Genomic DNA, 18,656 nt, shown 5'->3' on the forward strand with positions numbered 1-18,656 from the left:
GCGGGGGTGGTGATCACAGGGGAGAACTCGACGCCGGGTACCGCGCTGCTGCTGGCAGCGGCTCCGGCCGGCAAGGGCCGTCTCATGGACGCGGCCTCCGTGCTGCCCTCGCTCGCCGCCGTTCCGGGCCCCGTACTGATCGGTTCGACGGCCTCCGCGGCGATGGTCGTCGAGCTTGCCGACCCGCTCGATCAGCAGACCGTGCTCACCCGCATCCGCGCGGCAGCGGCCGCTCCGGGTCCGCTGTTCCTGTACCTCGCCGGACAGTTGCACGTCGACCGCAGGCAGCGGCTGCTGCACTTCGCCCTTGCACGGACGACACCGGCCACCGTGCGCTACACCGCATTGCCGTGGCACTGGCTGGCCGGTGAACTCGGTGCCCGGCGTCCGGGAACGACGACCGTGGTCGTCGACCTGATCGCCGAGGCCGAGGCATGGCAGCAGGTGTCCGAGGGCCGGGCCGCCCTCGGCGGCGGCGTGACGCTGTACGGCAGGATCGCCCCGGCGCCGGGGCGCCGCACGGTCGCCCCGCCGGCGTATCTGAAGGCCATGGCGGCGATCTGGCGCAGCGGCGCCCGCCCGTCGTTCGCCCAGTTGCACGAGCAGGCGGTCGCCGGGTCGGGACCGGCCGACGGCGCGATCCTCTTCCCGGCCGGGGCACCGCACACGCCGTCGGTGCAGCAAGCGCCGAACACGCATTCCGTGCCGGCACCGGCACCGGCACCGGCGCCGTACGCCCTCCCCGAACCCGTCCCCGTACCCGCCCTCGCCCCGGCGCCACTGCCGGGACCCACCGCGTCCACGGACCACCGGGACGCCGGCCGGCCTCTCGCCCCGCCCGCCGAGGACCCGCACCCCGCGATCCTGGAGGCCGCCCGCGCCGGGCGTCACACCGAGGCCGCCGCTGCCGCCGCGGCCCGCGAGGGCGAAGCGCTGCGCACTCATGGCTCCGGCTCGGTACAGGCGCTGCACTGGCTCGAGGTACGGGCGGACCTCGCACGGCTGGCCGGTGACCCGGCCCGCAGCTGCGAACTGTGGATGTCCGCGGCCGAGGCACGGCTGCGCCGACAGCAGACCGCCGACGATCCCGACGTCGAAGGCGCTGTCGACCGCGCGCACCACCAGTGGGAACAGATCAGCGATGCGGCGCGGGCATGCCGCCTCGCCCCCGAACTGGTGCAGTTGCGCCGCCGCGTCCCCGGTCGGCAGCGCGGCGCACTGCAGCTGCTCCAGCGCCGGCTGGAACAACTGCAGTCGGGACCGTCGGTCACGCCCGGGACATGACGGGTGGTCAGGCTGTCAGGGCGAGCCTTCTTGGGGCCGGCCACGGCTGCGGCCGGGTTGGCCTGGAACAAGCCGCGTTCGTAGTCCTCCCCTGACGGCAGACGCCAATGCCCCGCAGTTCAACGCGAGTTCGCGGTGCGCCCTTCACGCCGCGTCCGCACCTGGCGGGCCGAGCGACTGGCATCCGGACGGGTCGCCACGAGCGTGTCCAGGCCCTCGAAGGTGGGGACTCCGGGCGCAGGATTCGCGTTCGAATCTCGTCAGCTCCTTCAGGACGGGCGAGGTGCCACTGCATCTCGCCATCGCAGCATCGCCTCCGTGCCAATGCGGACTGTCTGCCGACGTCACCCGGGCGCCGCGCGTGGCTGGTGCGGCGAGCCGGCACAGCCGACGCTGGACGGAATTGCCGTCGAGCCGGGAGAAGCCATGGAACGCCAGGTCAACCGATGCGCTGCTGCTTGGGTGGCCGTCATGCTCGGCTGGGCCGGACTGACCGGCTGCTCGTCGGACGAGCCCTCGACCTCCCCCGCGTCCTCGGCGGCCTCTGCGGTGAAGTCGGAGGCGTCCGCACTCGCTTCCTCGGCCAGCAGTGCCGCATCGTCGGCTGCGGGTTCTGCGGTCGCTGCAGCCGAGAAGAAGGCTGCGGCCGCTCTGGCCAAGGTGAAGGGGGGACTGGACGCCAAGGCGGACGTCAGCCTCGGCAGCGTCGCGACCGGCTCCAACGGCCGGGCAGAGGTCCCGGTGAACGTCACCAACCACGACTCGAAGCCCAGGCGCTACACCCTCGTGGTCAACTTCAAGGACCAGTCGGGCAACCTGCTCGACGTGGTGGTCCTCGAGGTCCCCGAGGTTGCCGCCGGCGGCACGGCCCAGGCCACTGCACAAAGCAACCGGGACCTGACCGGCACGGTGACCGCCGAGGTCCGCAACGCATTGCGGTATTGATGCCGTTGCCGACCGCCACATGATGAATGGGCGTCGTGGCTGTCAAGGTCAAGTAGACCTCGAGGGTCGAGCCTTTGGTGGTGAAGACATCGAGGCAGCCGGGAGCCGTGGTCCTGCCCCTGCCGGCTTACGGCTGCGGCGTGGCAGGGACAGTCACGGCCGAGGGGGCCAGTACCCACAGCAGAGCCCGGCCGGTCAGCGGCGTCGTGGCTATCAAGGTCAGGTAGACCTCGAGGGTCGAGCCTTTGGTGGTGAAGACATCGAGGCCGCCGGACACGTGCGACAACAGGTAGAGGACGGCGTCGACGATGAGCCAGGAGGCGAGGTTGGCCCCGATCCACCAGGCCCAGCGGCTGGTGACCTTGCGGAGCACCAGCGACTGCGACAAGCCGAGCAGCGGCCCGAGGGCCAGGGACTGGCTGGCAGCCAGCAGATAGGCAGTTGACGCGTCCTTCTGGGAGTTCTGGGCGTCGATCACGGCAGGCATGATCACGAGCAGCCACGCCAGCAACGACGGCCCGACGTTGGCCGTGATCCACGCCTTGCGGGGGACAGGCACCCGCTCACGGACGACGAGCCACTGCAGCACTCCCAGGACGACGCCGAACAGCAGCGCCCCGGCTGTAGCGATCAGCAGGGCCTCGAGAGCGTGGTTGTTGGCAAGAGTCAGATGAAGCACGTCATTGCCCAGCCACCCCAGCACAAAGCCAACGGTCAGGACCGTGACAAAGGCAATCGAGTTGTACAGGATCCACAGCCAGTACAGGCGGGCATTCCATCCGCTCCGAGAGACCGCCGCACGACCGGAACCGGATGCGACCATCGTCCAATCCTCCGGTGTTGTCAGCCTGTCCAGAGCGGGTGCCTTCAGTGTGATTCGGGGCGGGCAACGTGTCCACGCGGCTGCCCCTTGCCCTCCGTCGCAGAACAGCGGGTGCCGCTGGGTCATCGAAGGCCCTCCTGCCTGGCCCTGCGGCCGTCGGGACGTCCGGCGCAGGGCACAGCGGGCCGCGCCGGCAGATCCCGCCCGGCTCAGCGCAGACGTCGCGGGCCGCTGTGCCGTTTCCCGGCGCCTTCCGGCGCGTCCTGGGCCTCGCGCAGGTCGGGGGCGGCGACCTTCGCGTCGTCGTACCAGTTCCCGTAGCGGTCGGCGAAGTACGGGGCCGACATGCCGTGCAGCAAGATGCTGAGGCCGATGGTGGCCGCGACCACCTGGCCCAGCAGCTCGATCCCGGGCACATGGTCCTCCACCACGAGGAGTCCGAAGACCACGGAGGCCAGGCCACGGGGTCCGAACCAACCGACGTAGGCCACAGTCGGCAGCCGCGTGCCGGTGCCGGCCAGCGCGAGGGCCACCGGAAGCATTCTGACCACCGCCAAGCTGAGCACCGCGTACGTGATGATCCGCCAGTTCAGATGCTCCAGCGTCGGGCCGAGCAGGACCGCGCCGAAGACCAGGAAGCTCAGGGTCGCCAGCAGCCCGCCCATGTACTCGGCCAGGTCGGCGGGCCGCTCCTTGGCTGGCCCCCCGCCCGCCGGTTCGCCCTTGCGCAGTGCGACGCCGAACGCGAAGCCTCCCATCCAGGTGGCGATGAAGCCGCTTCCGTCCACGGCCGTCGCCACGCTGTAAGCGCAGAAAGCCACCGCGAGAACGAGGACCTGCTGCCATTCGCCCGTCGCCCAGCCCCGGGCCCGCGAGAGGGTCAACAGCCTTCCGCCGAGCCCTCCGAAGACCAGGCCCACCACGGTGCTGACCACCAGTGCCCGCCAGAACACTCCTCCCGCGCCCTCCTCGGAGGCGACCGTGCCGGGGATCGCGGCGAGGAAGACGAGGAAGAACGGCAGCACCAGGCCGTCGTTCAGGCCGCTCTCGACGTTGAGGCCGTGGCGCACGAGAGCCGGGACACGCGGGCTTGAGCTGGCGGTCTTGCCGAGCGCCGCATCGGTGGGGGCGAGAACAGCACCGAGCAGCGCGAACTCCCAGAGCGTCAGGCCCGGAAGCAAGGGCCACGCCAACAGCCACCCCGCTCCGATGGTCAACGGCAGGCCGATGGCCAGCAGACGCAGGGGCAGGAAGCCGCCCGTGCGCAGGTGCCGTCGGCGTACCGTCATCGCGTCGGTGAAGAGCACGAGGGCCAACGCGGCCTCGACCAGCGTCAGCACCGGGCCTGCGTCATGGCCCAGGTCGAGAACGTCCAGCCCGACCGGCCCGATGAGCACTCCGAAGCCGGTGAAGACCATTTGAGACGACACGGGCGTCGAGGCGAGGCGGCGCGAGAACAGCGCATAGCCGGCGGTAACGGCCGCAACCGCAGCTCCGGTCCATGCGCTGCCACCACTCATGACGCCCCACTCCTCCTGTCGCAGCGCCCGAAGCCGTGACCGTGGAACGGGAGAAAGCGCGCTGTGCGGACCGCTTGCCGCGCACCTGCTCCTGACAGGGGCATCGGAGCATCGGGCGGCAGCCCTGGGTCCCGACCGCCGCCGATCGTGCGGCAGCCGAGGCCGCACCCTGCCGGGCTCCGCGACGGCGGCCGATCAGAGATCAGTGTGGCGCGCGGCCCGACCCCGAGTACGGCACCGACACGCGTACGCCATCAGATCGGCCACCACCTCGGGCCGCCGCAAACATCATTGAGCGCGCACCCGCTTTCCTCGGGGAACCGGAACGGCAGACGAGCCTGCCTACGCCAACGCACATCGCGGCGGATGCGGATGCTCCATGAGACGCGCAGCATGATGGCGTGGGTGATCGGCACATGTTCGGCACATGTTCGGCGCGTGGCCCGGTCGTGGATTAGGCACCCAGTGGCGCGGGTTCGTGCCGGTTCCCAGAGTGTGCCGGCGCCTCAACTCCCTTTCGGGCAGGCGTAGACAGTGTTACGATCCGTTTCGGAACGAAACGTAATCGGGGAGGCTGTCGTGCGAGTCAAGGATTTCGACCATCTCGTGTTGAACGTGCAGGACGTCGAGCGCGCGCTGGAGTTCTACTGCGGCCCCCTCGGCCTCGAACCGGTGAGAGTGGAGGAGTGGAGGGCGGGCAAGGCACCGTTCCCGTCGGTTCGGATCAGTCCCACGACGATCATCGATCTTCTGAGCCGGCCCCGTGGCCAGTCGAATGTCGACCACATATGCCTGGTCGTCGACCCGCTCGACTGGCAGGAGGTGATCGACTCCGGCACGTTCACCGTGCTGGAAGGCCCGGTCGGCCGCTACGGGGCACGGGGTGACGCGCAGTCGATCTACGTCCAGGACCCGGACGGCAACACCGTCGAGCTGCGCTGGTACCCACAGGACGTCACCGGGTGAAGCCCGCAACGACGGGGCGACCCCGTGATCCCGCGATCGATGCCGCGGTCCTGACCGCGACCCTCGACGTCCTGCGCGAGCAGGGCTACGCCGGCTTCACGCTGGAGGCTGTCGCGGCAAGGGCCGGCACCACGAAACCGTCGATCAGGCGGCGATGGCCCGTCCGGCAGAACCTGGTCATCGACGCCCTCGCCGCTGTGCTCGTCGCGCCGCCGACCCCGGACAACGGCTGCACCCGGTGCGATCTGACGCAGAGCGTGCGGCTGCTGGCGGAAGCGCTCCACGACCGGCTTCCCCCCGGCGTGCTCGCCCCGCTCGTCGCGGACTGCGCGCACGATCCGTCGCTGCATCGGCGACTCGTCGAGACCGTGGTGCAGCCAAGTCGGCTGGCAGCGACGGAGGCTGTGCTGCGCGCCGTCGACCGGGGCGATCTGCACCCCGATGTGGAACCGGAGTTGCTGGTCGACCTGCTGGCATCGGCCGTCTACCAGCGCGCGTTGCTCGGGGAGGGACCCAACGGGCCGATCGCCGCGGGCCCGTTGGTCGATCTGCTGCTGCGGGGCGTGGCCGTCGACTTCGACCGGCTGGTGTGGATCAGCCGACAGCCGGCGGAATCGCGCCACCGCCACCGCGACTGACGCCGGATCAGGCCACCGGAGTCACTGCGCCACCCGTGGACGGACTTCCTCCGCGACGAAGCGTACGAAGCCTTCCGGGTCCGGATCGTCGCCCGTTGGCTGGAGCACGACCGTGTCGGCCCCTGCATCGGCGAGCCGCTGCACCGCCCCCGCCACCGCCTCCGCGTCCCCGGCGACGCCGAGATCCGCCGTGGATCCCCCTCCGGAGCGCTCCAGTTCGGCGCGCAGCCGGTCTGCGGCGTCGGGGCCGGTCGCCGTGTGGAGATAGACGACGACGCGGTGTGGCCCGGTGCGCCCGGCGGCCGCACGCCCCTCGTCGACGAGGCTCAGGGCCCGCCGCACACCCTCGGCGGACACGCTCGCGTCGAGCAGCGTCCCGTCGGCAGCCTCGCCCGTCAGCCGAAGCGATCTGGGGCCCAGCGCCCCGGCCAACAGCGCGGGCGCGCCGGCCGGCGGCCAGTCGAGCGCCACGTCGTCGAGCCGCACGTAGCGGCCTTTCATCGTCACCCGCTCGCCCCCCAACAGGGCCCGCATCGCGAGCAGATGCTCGCGCAGCAGTGTGACGGGGGATGCGACGCGAGCGCCGACCTGGCCCATCCAGTCCTGCACGCCGTGACCGACAGCGAGCTCGATGCGCCCGGGGAACAGGCGCAGCAGGGTCGCGGCTTCCATCGCGGTCAGCGCGACGTTCCGCAGGGGCACGGGCAGCAGGCCGACGCCCACGTGCAGCCGTTCCGTCCACGCGAGCGCGGCCGAAGCGGTCGCGATGCCGCTCTCCAGGAAGCAGTCCTCCCAGAGCCAGAGCTCCTCCAGCCCCGCAGCGTCGGCCGCACGGGCGAGGTCACGAAGCCGTTCGGGAGGCAACTGGGGCCGGAACACCGCGCCGAGAGTGGTCATGCGCCCATTCCAACGCGGATGCCGGGGCATGGACAAGACCGTATGCCGTGCCCTCGGCGGCTCACGGCGCGGTGGTGTTGCCACTCGCCGGCAACCGGCCGGCCGCACGGGCGATGTTGCGTGCCATACCTCCGAACACGACCGCATGGAAGGGGGCGACGCTCCACCAGTAGGCGTGCCCCGCCAGCCCACGCGGATGGAACAGCGCACGCTGCCGGTACCGGGTGCGGCCGCGTCCGTCCGGTTCGACGTGCATCTCCAGCCACGCAAGGCCCGGAAGCCGCATCTCGGCACGAAGCCGCAGCAGCCTGCCGGGCTCGATCTCCTCCACTCGCCAGAAGTCCAGCGAATCGCCCACCCGCAGCCGCTCCGCGTCCCGCCGCCCGCGACGCAGCCCCACACCTCCGACGAAGCGGTCCAGCCAGCCCCGCAGGGCCCAGGCCAGAGGGAACGAGTACCACCCGTTGTCCCCTCCGATCCTCTCGATCACCCGCCACAGGGCCGCGGGACCCGCCTCGACCGTCACCGTGCGCTCGTCCTCGTAGAGACTGCCTCCCGCCCAGTCGGGGTCGGTCGGCAGCGGGTCGCTCGGCGCGCCGGGCACCGAGGCCGACGACCATCGGGTCGTGACCTGGGCATCCTGTACCCGCTGCAGCGCGAGGGACAGTGCTGCGTCGAGCGGCAGCGGCTGGTCCGGGCCGTCGGGCAGGTGGATCGCGATGTCGTGTTCGCGGCACACCACTTCGTGCCGCAGGGATTCGGTGAGCGGACGGGCGATCGAGTTCGGCACCGGGGTGACGAGCCCCACCCAGTGGCTCGAAAGACGCGGCGTGAGCACGGGCAGGGGCAGGATCAACCGCCGTGGCAGCCCGGCGACTTCGGCGTATCGCCGCATCATGTCCCGGTAGGTGACCACGTCGGGACCTCCGATGTCGAAGGCGCGGTCGACGTTCGGCGGCATCACCGCGGCACCGGCCAGATACCGCAGAACGTCCCGTACCCCGATCGGCTGGATGCGTGTGCGCACCCAGCTCGGCGTGATCATGACCGGCAGCCGCTCGGTGAGGTACCGCAGCATCTCGAACGAGGCCGAGCCGGAACCGATGATCACTGCCGCCCGCAGCACCGTGGCGGGCACGTCCGCGTCGAGGAAGATCCGACCGACCTCGGCGCGTGAACGCAGATGCGGCGAGAGGTCCTTCTCCGCCACCCCTGCCGGGGTGAGGCCGCCCAGGTAGACGATGCGGCGCACCCCGGCCGCATGCGCCCCATCGGCGAAGATCTCGGCGGCTCGCCGGTCGGTGTCCTCGAACCGTGCACCGGTTCCCAAGGCATGCACCAGGTAGTACGCGACATCGATACCGCGCAGGGCGTCGGCCACTGATGCCGCGTCGGTGACATCGCCCTTGACCACCTCGGTGTCCGCCACCCATGGATGGTCGCGGAGCCGTTCGGGGGAGCGGGCAAGACACCGCACTCGGTGGCCGGCGGCGAGGAGTTCGGGCACGAGCCGTCCGCCGATGTAGCCGGTGGCGCCGGTCACCAGGCATCGCAAGGGGACGTCGGTCGTTGTCCGCCTGTCGTCGCCGCTCATGTCCGCCTCCGTCCCGCTGTCCCCGTCGGCCGCCGCCCCACCCACCGCGGGTGCACGTCCCCCGGAGGCAACACTCGGTGCGGATGACCCGGTTCGCAACGCGCGCGGTGCGAACCGGGTCCGGAGGCGGGAGCCGTCCGGCGCGGCGCCTGGCTCGCAAGGGACGGCGGCAGGACGCATGCCGGAAAAAATGATGGGCAACACGCCCCGGAACATGCTTGATTTCGCCTGACATGCGAGGTATGCGGCGTCGTGCGAGGCTGAACGCGCCCACACACCCAGCTCGAAGGAGAGACTGATGGGTATCAAGGACCAGTTCCAGGACAAGGCCGAGCAGCTGAAGAACGAGGCGCAGAAGCGCAAGGGCGACGCCAAGGAGCGTGGACAGCAGCGCGGCCGGCCGCAGTCCGACGAGCGTGGCCGGCAGGAGCATGAGCCCCGCCAGGAGATGCTCGAAGAGGACCGGGACCGCTACTAGAGCTGATCCGGCCTGTCACATGATGATGAAGGGGCGCACCCGCGCGGTGCGCCCCTTCACCACGTACGGTGCCCGGTCAGCAGGTGCGCCCGGTGTAGAACGCACCGTCGATCTTCCCGGCCGAGCCGAGCCACGTCCCTCCGGGGCCCACACAGCGCTCGTAGTTCGGCCCGAAGACCTCCACCTGGATGACCACACGCGAGCCGTCGCCCGTGCAGTGGTTGTAGAACGCGTCGGCGGACGTCTCGTAGAACCCGCAGGGGTTCATCGCGGCGGCACCGGGAGCGGACGGTGCGGCGACGGCCGAAGCCGCGCCGGACATCCCGAGGACAAGGGTGACGGCGCCGAGGGCGGCCGAAAGGGAGCGGCGAACGCTCATGTGGATCTCCTGGTTCGAAGACGCGACGCCCTGGGGGCAGGGCTCGTGCACGAGGAGCATCCATGATCGTCACCGCCCGGCCACCCGCATTGCGTCACGCGGCGTAAGGAGTTCACACGGATGGACCTGCCGTGTGCCCGGCGCCCGACGTGCGGGTTCCCGGCACGTCTCACGGCCCCGGGCGTCACCCGAACCCCTCTGCCGACGTGCCCCCGCCGCCGGACAGGAATTCAATGCTGGGTGACCCCTGTGCTCTCCCGCACCTGCGGTGGACGGTTTTCCGGCTCCTGCCCCGCAGGCGCCCCACCCCTCCAGGAGCCCCATGTCGTCGTCGGCGCCCTCCCCACCCGACCGGTCGGCCACTGCCCCGAGAAAGGGCCTCCTGCGCCGCATCGGTGAAGGCTGCGCCCGGCACTTCGTCGTCGTCCTCGTGCTCTGGCTGGCCGCAGTTGCCGCCGTCCAGGTACTCGACCGCGTCTACGGCGGCGACTACTCGGACAACTTCGCGCTCCCCGGCACCCAGTCACAGGACGGACTCGACGTACTCAAGGCCCATGAACCGGCGGCGGGCGGTTACAGCGCCCAGATCGTGCTCCACGATACGGACAAGCCCCTCACCGACTTCTCGGACCAGGTCGGGACCACGGTCACCGATCTGGAGAAGCTGCCGCACGTCCTGTCCGCGCAGAGCCCCCTGCCCCCGCCCGGGACCCCGCCGCCGGCGCAACCCTCGGGCACCCCCGATGTGGGGCCGCTGTCCACGGACGAGAAGACCGCGTACATCACGGTCCGGTTCGACGCCCAGCCCTCCACACTCGGCGTCGACTACCTGGACGGCGTCGACTCGGCCGTCGAGCCGCTGCGTTCGGCCGGAGTCACCGTCGAGTACGGCGGCACGCTGGGCGAACTGGCCAGACCCGAGCCCGACGACCGCACCAGTGAGGCCATCGGCTTCGCCGTGGCGATCCTCGTCCTCCTCATCGGCTTCGGCAGCATTCTCGCCGCCGTCCTGCCCCTGGTGACCGCGCTGATCGCGGTGGTCTGCGGACTGGGTCTGCTGGGCCTGCTTGCCGCCGCGACCTCCTTCGCCACCGTCTCGCCCACCCTGGCCACGATGATCGGCCTCGGCGTCGGCATCGACTACGCCCTGTTCCTCATCACCCGTCACCGCCAGAACATCATGGACGGGCATGACGCCGTCAAAGCCGTCGGGCTGGCGACGGCCACCAGCGGGCGCGCCGTCCTCGTCTCCGGCTGCACCGTCATCATCGCCCTGTCCGGCCTGTGGGTTTCGGGCATCTCGTTCATCGGCAAACTCGGCCTCGCGGCCGCCGTCACGGTGGTCACCGCCGTACTCGGCGCGCTCACGCTCGTACCTGCCATGCTCGGTCTCATCGGCCGCCGCATCGACCGCTACCACGTGCGCAAGCCCGTTGCCGAGACCGACGCGGCTCCCGGCGAGGAGGTGCAGGGCACCTGGCACCGGTACGCACAGCGGGTGGAGCGCCGGCCGTGGTGGTACCTGACGGGGGGAGTCGTCGTCCTCGCTGTGCTCTCCATCCCCCTGTTCTCGATCCAGCTCGGGCACATCGGCGACGGCGCCGACCCGAAGTCGTTCACCGACCGGCGCGCGTTCGACCTGATGTCGTCCGCCTTCGGCCCGGGATCCAACGGGCCGTTGACCCTTGTCATCGACCAGAGCGGCGTGCCCCAGTCGGACCGTTCCGCACTCGCCGGCCAGGCCCAGGACACGCTGAAGAACGTGCCCGACGCGGCCACCATCACCCAACTGACACCGACGTCAGACGGCGACGTCCTCATCGCCACCGCCTACTCCGTCGCCGCGCCCCAGGACGAACGGACCACCCGACTCGCCAACCACCTCGCCGACGACGTACTGCCGCAGGCCGTCTCCGGCACCGACGCCGGCACCTACGTCACCGGCACCACCGCCGCACAGGTCGACTTCCTCGACATCGTCTCCAGCCGACTGCCCTTGATCATCGCCGTTGTCGTCGGGCTGGCATTCCTCGTCATCCTGGTCGTGTTCCGCGGTGTGCTCGTCGCCCTCAAGGCGGCGGTGCTCAACGTCCTCTCGATCGCCGCCTCCTACGGAGTCGTCGTCGCCGTCTTCCAATGGGGCTGGGGCGGACCGGCGCTCGGCGTCTCCGGCGACGTGCCGATCGAGAGCTATGTGCCGATGATGATGTTCGCCATCGTCTTCGGACTGAGCATGGACTACGAGATCTTCCTGCTCTCCCGCGTCCACGAGGCCTGGTTGCGCACAGGGGACGCGAAGGCGAGCGTCGCCCACGCGCTGGAGATCACGGCCCGCGTCATCACCTGCGCGGCGCTCATCATGGTCAGCGTCTTCGCCGCGTTCATCATCAGCGACAACATCGTGATCAAGATGCTTGGGCTCGGCCTGGCGGCGAGTGTGCTCATCGACGCCACCGTGGTCCGGCTCCTGCTCGTGCCCGCGGCCATGACCCTCATGGGCAAGTCGGCCTGGTGGACGCCGAAATGGCTCGACCGGCTGCTGCCCCACATCGACACCGAGGGCGAGGCCGCTGCCGCGGAAGGGCGCGCGCGTGGCGACATCGACGGGAGTGCGCCCCGCCGGTCGTGACGCCGGAGATGCCCGACTGAAGTCGGAGGCAATCCCCAGGAGTATCCGGCCTTGATCCGCCGAAACGCCCCGCGCACCCCCGGAGTTGTCCTTGACCCCGCAGCTGACCGCTCGGACGTGCCGGGCAGCCGCGGGAGCTCGCAGGTGCCGTGGCCTGGCTGCTGTCGGCCGACGCCTCTTTCACCACGGGGGGTGCTGCGTGTCGCGGGCGCCATGCAGCCGTCGGTCCAACAGCCCGTCGGCCACGGCGCACGCATGGCCGCCGTTACAGGGGGTAGCCGCTCAGCGTCCCGGACACCCCCGAGCGGAGGCTGACCCCATGCGCAGAACTGCCGTGGAGACGACACGAGACAAGGGTGCCGCCGACGGGGCCGCACACCGACCCCTGTCCCCGTTCTTGCGCATCTCCGCCATGCTGGCGGCGTTTGCCGGAACGGTGGCGTTCAGCGTGATCCTGGCGAGACTGACGCTGGAGCCCTCGGTGGCCTCCGAAGCGCTGACGCACAGCAATGTGCGGCCCGGCGACTCCATACGTGACTATCTGTCACAACCCGCGCTGCGCGACACCGTCAAGCAACTCGGCGGGAACATCCTGCTCGGAGTCCCCTTCGGCGTGCTGCTGCCGGTGCTTGTACCCCGCGCCCGTGGCCTGTTGCGGGTGGCTGCCGTGACGGCCGTGGTGATGGTTCTCGTCGAACTCACGCAGGGGGCGGTGATCACCGGGCGGGCCTTCGACATCGACGACGTCATCCTCAACACGACCGGTGCACTGCTCGGCTACCTGCTGATCGGCCGGCGACTCGGTCGCGCGGTGCATCCGCGGCGAAACCACTGGTGGCACAGGTGGACCAAGGCCGCGCACTGAAGTCTCAGGACGCCGGTGCCTTTGTCGGGGCCTTGGCCAGCACGCCGATCTTGTCGATGCGATGCTCCGGGTTGCCCCGGTCGTCGCGCCAGAAGTTCCCCGCGGCATCGTCCTCGGGGGTGGCGCAGGTCGAGATCGTGATCATCGCCTTGGTGGGCTTCTCGCCCGGGTGACCGGGGACCGCCGCCCGCTGCTCGGCCAGCGACTGCTCGGAACGGAAGGACGTCTGCCGCGTTTCCGTGATCCTGTACTCGTAGACGAGGCCGCCGGCGGTCACGTACACCGGATCGCCCTTGTCGAGCAACGGCAGGTCGCGCAGCGGACCACCTGCGGAGAGGCGATGCGCCGTGACGAGGTAGTTGCCGATCTCGCCGGGGCCGACGCCGCCGTCCTCGCCGTACGGGCTGGCGCCGACGCCGCGGTTCTGGATCCGGGTGCCCGGCCAGTCGTCCGTCGTGCCCTCGTACGGGACGACCTTGAGGGCGTTCAGACCGATCGCCGGTATCGACAGCACGGCCGTTTCGGTCCGGGGGTCGGGCTTGTGCGGGCTCGGTGCGGCGGCAGTCGTGCCGGGCGGGGTCTCCGGCGGAGCGGCCGCCGACGATACCGCGGCAGGAGTGGACGCGCCTCCTGCGTCAGGCGTGATCGTCGCGCTGCCGGAGGCGGTCGTGCCACACCCCGCGAGCACAGCCGAGAGCGCGCCCGCAAGCGCGAGGGGGACAACTCGGGGGATGGTCCGGGAAGCTTTCATGGTGGTCCGGGTCGGTAGCCGGGTCGTACGACAGGCGCCGCCACGGCACGCATCGCCGAGCACACCCATCACCTCGAACAAGACAACGACCACACTCGATCGAATGTTCCCCCTGTCGTCCCGGGCCGGGTCGCCAGGGTCACGGCGCTCCCGGTCCGGCGGCGTGTTTCCGCAGGTGGGCGGGGGTGTCTCTGTCACGTGCCGGCAGGGGCACGTCCGGCTGGCCGGGACACGCAGACTGCCTGTCACCGAGCGCCCGCGTGACCGGTGTGTCGGACACGGCGCGGCACTCATCCCGGGTGTTGCGCCATGTGTGGGTCGACCGCTCCCCGGGGTGGGAGCCGTCCGGGGGAGTCTCCCCCCATGAACGGCAATTCCTAGGACAATCCCGACGGCTCGCCGCCTACGGTGACAAGGCGCGGAAATCCCTCTCCGAGGAGCACGTGATGATCAAGGGACTCGCCATCTCCACCGTCTGGGTGCTCGACCAGGACCGGGCCAAGGAGTTCTACACCGAGAAGCTCGGCCTGGAAGTGCGGACCGACATGACGATGGGTGAAGGCGGCATGCGCTGGCTGACCGTGGGCGCCAAGGGCCAGCCCGACGTCCAGCTCACCTTGATGGTGCCCGGCGCGCCCGTGATGGACCCCGAGTCGGCCGAGGCCATGAAGAAGCTGGTCTCCAAGGGCGTCCTCGGCGCGGGAGTGCTGGCCACGGACGACATCCACGGCGATTACGAGAAGCTCAAGGCGCGCGGGGTGCAGTTCCTCCAGGAGCCGCAGGAACGTCCCTACGGCACCGAAGCGATCTTTCGGGACGACTCGGGCAACTGGTTCTCCTTCACGCAGGCGCGTGAGGGCGATCTCGACCTGGACAAGGACTGGACCTGCTGACGACAGCGCATTCGCAGGGGAGGGGGCGGACCCTGCACCGGTACGACGACCCTTCCTCGAAAGCGAGCCCGCTCATGCACCAGAACCGCCCTCTGTCCGCCCCCGGCAACCGTCGGACGCGCCCGGCCGCCGCGCTCGTCGGGGCTCTTGCCGCGACCATGCTGCTCAGCGGCTTCACCACGTCTCGGGATCCCGGTCCTGCGAGCGTGACTCCGCCCCCGGCTCCTGCTCCTGCTCCCGCGGGCGTGACTCCGCCCGCGGCTCCTGCTCCTGCTCCCGCGGGTGCGACTCCGCCCACGGCTCCGGCGCCTGCTCCCACGGGCGTCGCCGCGCCCCCGGCTCCTGCTCCCGCGGGTGCGACTCCGCCCACGGCTCCGGCGCCTGCTCCCACGGGCGTCGCCGCGCCCCCCGCTCCTGCTCCTGCTCCCGCGGGCGTGACCCCGCCCCCGGCGCCCGCTCCCTCGGGTGCGACCCCGGCTCCTGCTCCTTCTCCCTCGGGTGCGACCCCGGCTCCTGCTCCTTCTCCCTCGGGCGTGACCCCGCCCCCGGCGCCCGCTCCCACGGGCGTCGCCCCGGCTCCTGCTCCTTCCGGATCCATCCCGCCCCCGGCCATCGAGGCCACTGAGGATGACTTCGCTCGCCGCATCGTCGCCCTGGTGAACGAGAAGCGGGCGGGCGTCGGGTGCCCCCCGCTGCGTGTCGACAACCGGCTGAGCGAGGCCGCCCAGGCGCACGCCGACGACATGGCGGCCCGCGGCTACTACGAGCACGACACCCCCGAAGGCCGCGATGCCGGGGACCGCATCTCGGCCGAGGGCTACGGCTGGAGGCGCTGGGCCGAGAACATCCACCGCGGACCGGGTGATCCGGCCGTCGCGTTCTCCGACTGGATGGCCAGTGCGGCGCACAGCCGCAGCGTCACGGACTGCCGGCTCACGGAAACCGGCGTCGGAGTCAGCCTGCGGGGCAACGGGCCCTGGTGGGTACAGGACTTCGCCGTCCGCCGCTGACATCGGGTGCGGGCAGCCCACCGGGGGAGGCGGGTGGCTGCGGACTCACACGGGGTGTCCCGAGAGCGGCACCGTCGCCCAGACGGTCTTGCCGCGCGGGGGGGTCGGGCACCACGACCAGGTGTCGCTCAGCGCGGTGACCAGGGCGAGGCCCCTGCCGCCCACCGCCCCGTCCGCGGCCGTCCGCGGGCGGGGCGGTTCGGAACTGGGGTCCGCGACCGCACAGACCACATGGCGTGGATGCCGGAACAGGCCCAGCCAGACGGGGTATTCGGCGCCGGCCATCGCGGGCGCGAGCCCATGACGAACCGCGTTGGTGACGAGCTCGCTGACGAGCAGTTGCATGTCGTCCGTGAGCGCGGGCAGGTCCCAGTTGTCGAGGGTCGACGTGACGAAGCGCCGGGCCTGACCCGCGTTGCGCAGATCGCCGTCCAGCCCGCAGGCCGCGAATCCGCCGGGCACCAACTCTGCGACCGAACCACATTCAGGCTCATCGGTGCAGAACTCCAGGGATGCCCCAGGCGGCGATTTCACGCCGGATCCGGCGTGACGAATCGTCTCTCCATGCACGGTTGCGGTGCCCGAGAAGGCCGACAGGTGAGTCGTCACTGGTCATGTCTCCCTGCAGGATTCGCTGTTCGACAGCCCACGCAGAACGAGTATTGTCGACCGAGGCCCCAGGATGCAATTGCACATGAGATTGCACGGAGGCTTCACGGTAACGGACGCAGGAGTCAAGAGGGGCTGGTGCAAGTGGAGTTCGTGAACGGCATGGGGGCCGGAGAGCTGATCGCCGCGACGTGGATCAAGAGCAGCCACAGCAACGCCACAGGCAACTGTGTGGAGATGGCGGAGCTCCCGGGCGGAGGGGTGGCCGTCCGCAATTCCCGTGATCCGCAGGGGCCGGCGCTCGTCTACACCCGTGACGAGATCGCCGCGTTCGTGGCAGGGGCGCGCGACGGGGACTTCGATTCCATGGTTGGCTGAAAAGCGACCCATGCGGAGTGTCCGGCCCATTGGTCTGCGCAGGCATGTGCTGGGATACTGACGCCTTCCCTTAGTCTCCGCAGGAGTGTGCGATGACTGCCGCCGACCCGCGTTCGTCGTTGTTCGTTCGGCCGCTGGGTGCGGTCGAGAGCAACCCGACGGCTCTGAAGCTCATCCTGGGTGGCAAACTGCGCGAACTGCGCACGAGTGCGGGGCTCGACCCTGCCGACGTCGACAGCAAGCTCGGCTTCTCACGGTCCAAGACCAGCCGGATCGAACTCGGCCGGCACGGCTGCAAGCCGTCCGACGCGCTCGCGCTGCTGAGTCTGTACGGCGTCCGGGGCGAGGAGCGGATCGCCGAGTTCATGCGACTGGTCCAGCAGTCCCGGCAGCCGGACTGGTGGCGCTCGTTCAGTGATGTGCTCTCCGACTTCTTCACCCCGCTCGTCGCCCTCGAAGGTGCCGCGGCCACCATCCGTACCTACGAGCCGTTCTACATCCCCGGACTGCTCCAGACGCCCGCCTACACCCGTGCCGTGATCCAGTCGGGGCCGGGACATCTGCTGACCCACGACGTCCAGCGCCGGGTCGAGCTGAGGCAGGAGCGCCAGCGGCAGCTCGACCAGCCCGACGCGCCGCGTCTGTGGGCGGTCATCGACGAGTCGGTGCTGATGCGTTCCGTCGGCGGGCGGGAGGTGATGCGCGATCAGCTGCGGCACCTCATCGGGATGATGGGGCGTTCCCATGTCACCCTGCAGATCGCCCCGCTGGATGTGACGGCCGCCGTCGGGGTGGGCACGGGCGTCAGCTATCTGCGCTTCGCGCTGGGCGACCTGAAGGACGCCGTCTACATCGAGCACCTGACGGACAGCACCTTCACCCAGAAGCCGGGCACCGTGGAGCAGTACCGCGACATGCTCGACCGCCTCGGCGCCTGCGCGCTGACTCCCAAGCAGTCGCTGGAGAAGCTCCAGGAGTGCCTGGCGGCGCTCTGAACCCCGAAGCGTCCGTGCGACGTCACCGGCGCGGCCGGTCACCGGCCATGGCAGCGGTCCCGTACAGCAGTCCGGCCCGGTGGGCCGCCCCTCGGGGCATTCCACCGGGCCGGTCCGTCTGTGCCCGCTCCGTGAGGAGACAGGACTACCGGGCGATGCGGGCCACGCCGCCCCACTCGATCCACTCGTCCGTCTGCTGGACGGGCGAGAGGTCGCTGTCGGGGCGCCAGGTGGAGACCTCCACCAGACCGGGCTCCAGGATCTCCAGGCCGTCGAAGTACTGGGTCACCTCGGCCTCTTCACGAACCCTGCCCCAGTTGCCGCCGGTCGCCTCGGCCATGAAGTCCGTGACGAAGGTGCGGATTTCGGGACGGTCGCTCACCAGCTGACACACCACCAGGAAGCTGCCCGGCGCCAGCCGCTCGGCCACCCGGCGCACCAGCGCGCCCGGGTCGTCCTTGTCGGGGATGCAGTGCATCACCGACACGAACAGGGCCGCGACGGGCCGGCTGAAGTCGATCAGCCGTGTGGTCTCCTCGTGGCCGAAGATGCCTTCCGTGTCGCGCATGTCGGCCTGGATCACGGCCGTGCGGTCGTTCTCGTCGAGCAGGGCCCGGCCGTGCGCGAGCACGATCGGGTCGATGTCGACGTAGACCACCCGCGACTCGGGGTCGACGGCCTGTGCCACCTGGTGGACGTTGTCCTGGGTGGGCAGGCCGGAGCCGTGGTCGATGAACTGGCGGATGCCGTACTCGCTTGCCAGCAGACGCACCACGCGCTGCAGGAACCTGCGGTTGTTGACGGCCAGGGTCTTCGTGCTCGGCACCTGCTTCAGCAGTTCCGCGCACGCATCGCGGTCCGACTGGTAGTTGTCGTCGCCCCCCAGGAAGTAGTCGTACATGCGTGCCACGCTGGGCACCTTGGTGTCGATGGCGTCCGGGCGCCACGACTCGCGTTGCATCCAGTCCTCACCCGCGTCAGTGGAGAATCAGGCAGTGGGAC

The 18,656-nt window shown here is 70.4% G+C and carries 19 protein-coding genes and 1 pseudogene; 12 read left to right on the forward strand and 8 right to left on the reverse strand.

Annotated elements, in window-relative coordinates:
• Positions 1-6 precede the first annotated feature (6 nt).
• Complete coding sequence (locus AC067Z_RS15480; protein WP_478790014.1) at positions 7-1,284, forward strand: hypothetical protein; 1,278 nt, start codon at positions 7-9, stop codon at positions 1,282-1,284.
• Positions 1,285-1,710: 426 nt separating this feature from the next.
• On the forward strand, positions 1,711-2,229 hold the full coding sequence (locus AC067Z_RS15485) for a hypothetical protein (RefSeq protein ID WP_478790015.1): 519 nt from the start codon (positions 1,711-1,713) through the stop codon (positions 2,227-2,229).
• Between the two features lie 127 nt (positions 2,230-2,356).
• Here the strand turns inward: AC067Z_RS15485 and AC067Z_RS15490 are convergent, their stop codons facing one another.
• Both AC067Z_RS15490 and AC067Z_RS15495 read right to left on the reverse strand, forming a co-directional pair.
• Entirely contained in the window at positions 2,357-2,932 is a 576-nt protein-coding gene (locus tag AC067Z_RS15490; protein ID WP_478790016.1) for a hypothetical protein, read from the reverse strand.
• A 329-nt stretch (positions 2,933-3,261) separates the two neighbouring features.
• The gene (locus tag AC067Z_RS15495) at positions 3,262-4,572 is read right to left on the reverse strand and encodes a cation:proton antiporter (RefSeq protein ID WP_478790017.1); all 1,311 of its coding nucleotides are present in this window, start codon (positions 4,570-4,572) and stop codon (positions 3,262-3,264) included.
• Positions 4,573-5,151: 579 nt separating this feature from the next.
• Here AC067Z_RS15495 and AC067Z_RS15500 point away from each other — a divergent pair.
• The gene (locus AC067Z_RS15500; protein ID WP_478790018.1) at positions 5,152-5,538 is read left to right on the forward strand and encodes a VOC family protein; all 387 of its coding nucleotides are present in this window, start codon (positions 5,152-5,154) and stop codon (positions 5,536-5,538) included.
• Entirely contained in the window at positions 5,535-6,176 is a 642-nt protein-coding gene (locus AC067Z_RS15505; RefSeq protein ID WP_478790019.1) for a TetR/AcrR family transcriptional regulator, read from the forward strand. Before AC067Z_RS15500 ends, AC067Z_RS15505 begins: the two co-directional genes overlap by 4 nt.
• A gap of 21 nt (positions 6,177-6,197) precedes the next feature.
• Here the strand turns inward: AC067Z_RS15505 and AC067Z_RS15510 are convergent, their stop codons facing one another.
• Positions 6,198-7,073 carry an LLM class flavin-dependent oxidoreductase gene (locus AC067Z_RS15510; RefSeq protein WP_478790020.1) on the reverse strand — a complete coding sequence of 292 codons (876 nt, stop codon included), beginning with the start codon at positions 7,071-7,073 and terminating at the stop codon, positions 6,198-6,200.
• A gap of 61 nt (positions 7,074-7,134) precedes the next feature.
• On the reverse strand, positions 7,135-8,667 hold the full coding sequence (locus tag AC067Z_RS15515) for an SDR family oxidoreductase (protein WP_478790021.1): 1,533 nt from the start codon (positions 8,665-8,667) through the stop codon (positions 7,135-7,137).
• 298 nt (positions 8,668-8,965) lie between these two features.
• Here AC067Z_RS15515 and AC067Z_RS15520 point away from each other — a divergent pair, with 298 nt between their 5' ends.
• Positions 8,966-9,145 (forward strand): hypothetical protein, encoded by a 180-nt coding sequence (locus tag AC067Z_RS15520; protein WP_478790022.1) that lies wholly within the window; start codon positions 8,966-8,968, stop codon positions 9,143-9,145.
• A 76-nt stretch (positions 9,146-9,221) separates the two neighbouring features.
• Here the strand turns inward: AC067Z_RS15520 and AC067Z_RS15525 are convergent, their stop codons facing one another.
• Positions 9,222-9,524, reverse strand: coding sequence for a DUF6355 family natural product biosynthesis protein (locus tag AC067Z_RS15525; protein WP_478790023.1), 303 nt, complete (start codon positions 9,522-9,524; stop codon positions 9,222-9,224).
• 322 nt (positions 9,525-9,846) lie between these two features.
• Here AC067Z_RS15525 and AC067Z_RS15530 point away from each other — a divergent pair, with 322 nt between their 5' ends.
• The 3 genes and pseudogenes from AC067Z_RS15530 (at position 9,847) to AC067Z_RS15540 (ending at position 13,018) form a co-directional block, all read left to right on the forward strand.
• The gene (locus AC067Z_RS15530; RefSeq protein ID WP_478790024.1) at positions 9,847-12,153 is read left to right on the forward strand and encodes an MMPL family transporter; all 2,307 of its coding nucleotides are present in this window, start codon (positions 9,847-9,849) and stop codon (positions 12,151-12,153) included.
• A 107-nt stretch (positions 12,154-12,260) separates the two neighbouring features.
• Positions 12,261-12,363: pseudogene (locus tag AC067Z_RS15535) on the forward strand (SDR family oxidoreductase); the annotation flags it as partial.
• 109 nt (positions 12,364-12,472) lie between these two features.
• On the forward strand, positions 12,473-13,018 hold the full coding sequence (locus tag AC067Z_RS15540) for a VanZ family protein (RefSeq protein WP_478790025.1): 546 nt from the start codon (positions 12,473-12,475) through the stop codon (positions 13,016-13,018).
• 4 nt (positions 13,019-13,022) lie between these two features.
• Here the strand turns inward: AC067Z_RS15540 and AC067Z_RS15545 are convergent, their stop codons facing one another.
• The gene (locus AC067Z_RS15545) at positions 13,023-13,769 is read right to left on the reverse strand and encodes a class E sortase (RefSeq protein ID WP_478790026.1); all 747 of its coding nucleotides are present in this window, start codon (positions 13,767-13,769) and stop codon (positions 13,023-13,025) included.
• A 446-nt stretch (positions 13,770-14,215) separates the two neighbouring features.
• Here AC067Z_RS15545 and AC067Z_RS15550 point away from each other — a divergent pair, with 446 nt between their 5' ends.
• Positions 14,216-14,662 (forward strand): VOC family protein, encoded by a 447-nt coding sequence (locus AC067Z_RS15550; RefSeq protein ID WP_478790027.1) that lies wholly within the window; start codon positions 14,216-14,218, stop codon positions 14,660-14,662.
• Between the two features lie 656 nt (positions 14,663-15,318).
• Complete coding sequence (locus tag AC067Z_RS15555) at positions 15,319-15,672, forward strand: CAP domain-containing protein (protein WP_478790028.1); 354 nt, start codon at positions 15,319-15,321, stop codon at positions 15,670-15,672.
• Between the two features lie 45 nt (positions 15,673-15,717).
• Here AC067Z_RS15555 and AC067Z_RS15560 read toward each other — a convergent pair whose 3' ends face one another.
• Positions 15,718-16,134: an ATP-binding protein gene (locus tag AC067Z_RS15560; protein ID WP_478790185.1), complete on the reverse strand. Its 417-nt coding sequence runs from the start codon at positions 16,132-16,134 to the stop codon at positions 15,718-15,720.
• 309 nt (positions 16,135-16,443) lie between these two features.
• On the opposite strand from AC067Z_RS15560, the gene AC067Z_RS15565 reads away from it, so the two are divergent.
• Positions 16,444-16,659 carry a DUF397 domain-containing protein gene (locus AC067Z_RS15565; RefSeq protein WP_478790186.1) on the forward strand — a complete coding sequence of 72 codons (216 nt, stop codon included), beginning with the start codon at positions 16,444-16,446 and terminating at the stop codon, positions 16,657-16,659.
• A 92-nt stretch (positions 16,660-16,751) separates the two neighbouring features.
• Positions 16,752-17,654: a helix-turn-helix domain-containing protein gene (locus AC067Z_RS15570; protein WP_478790029.1), complete on the forward strand. Its 903-nt coding sequence runs from the start codon at positions 16,752-16,754 to the stop codon at positions 17,652-17,654.
• A 145-nt stretch (positions 17,655-17,799) separates the two neighbouring features.
• Here the strand turns inward: AC067Z_RS15570 and AC067Z_RS15575 are convergent, their stop codons facing one another.
• Positions 17,800-18,615 carry an SAM-dependent methyltransferase gene (locus AC067Z_RS15575; protein WP_478790030.1) on the reverse strand — a complete coding sequence of 272 codons (816 nt, stop codon included), beginning with the start codon at positions 18,613-18,615 and terminating at the stop codon, positions 17,800-17,802.
• Between the last annotated feature and the right edge of the window lie 41 nt (positions 18,616-18,656).

The sequence above is a fragment of the Streptomyces sp. NPDC043812 genome (assembly GCF_056436245.1).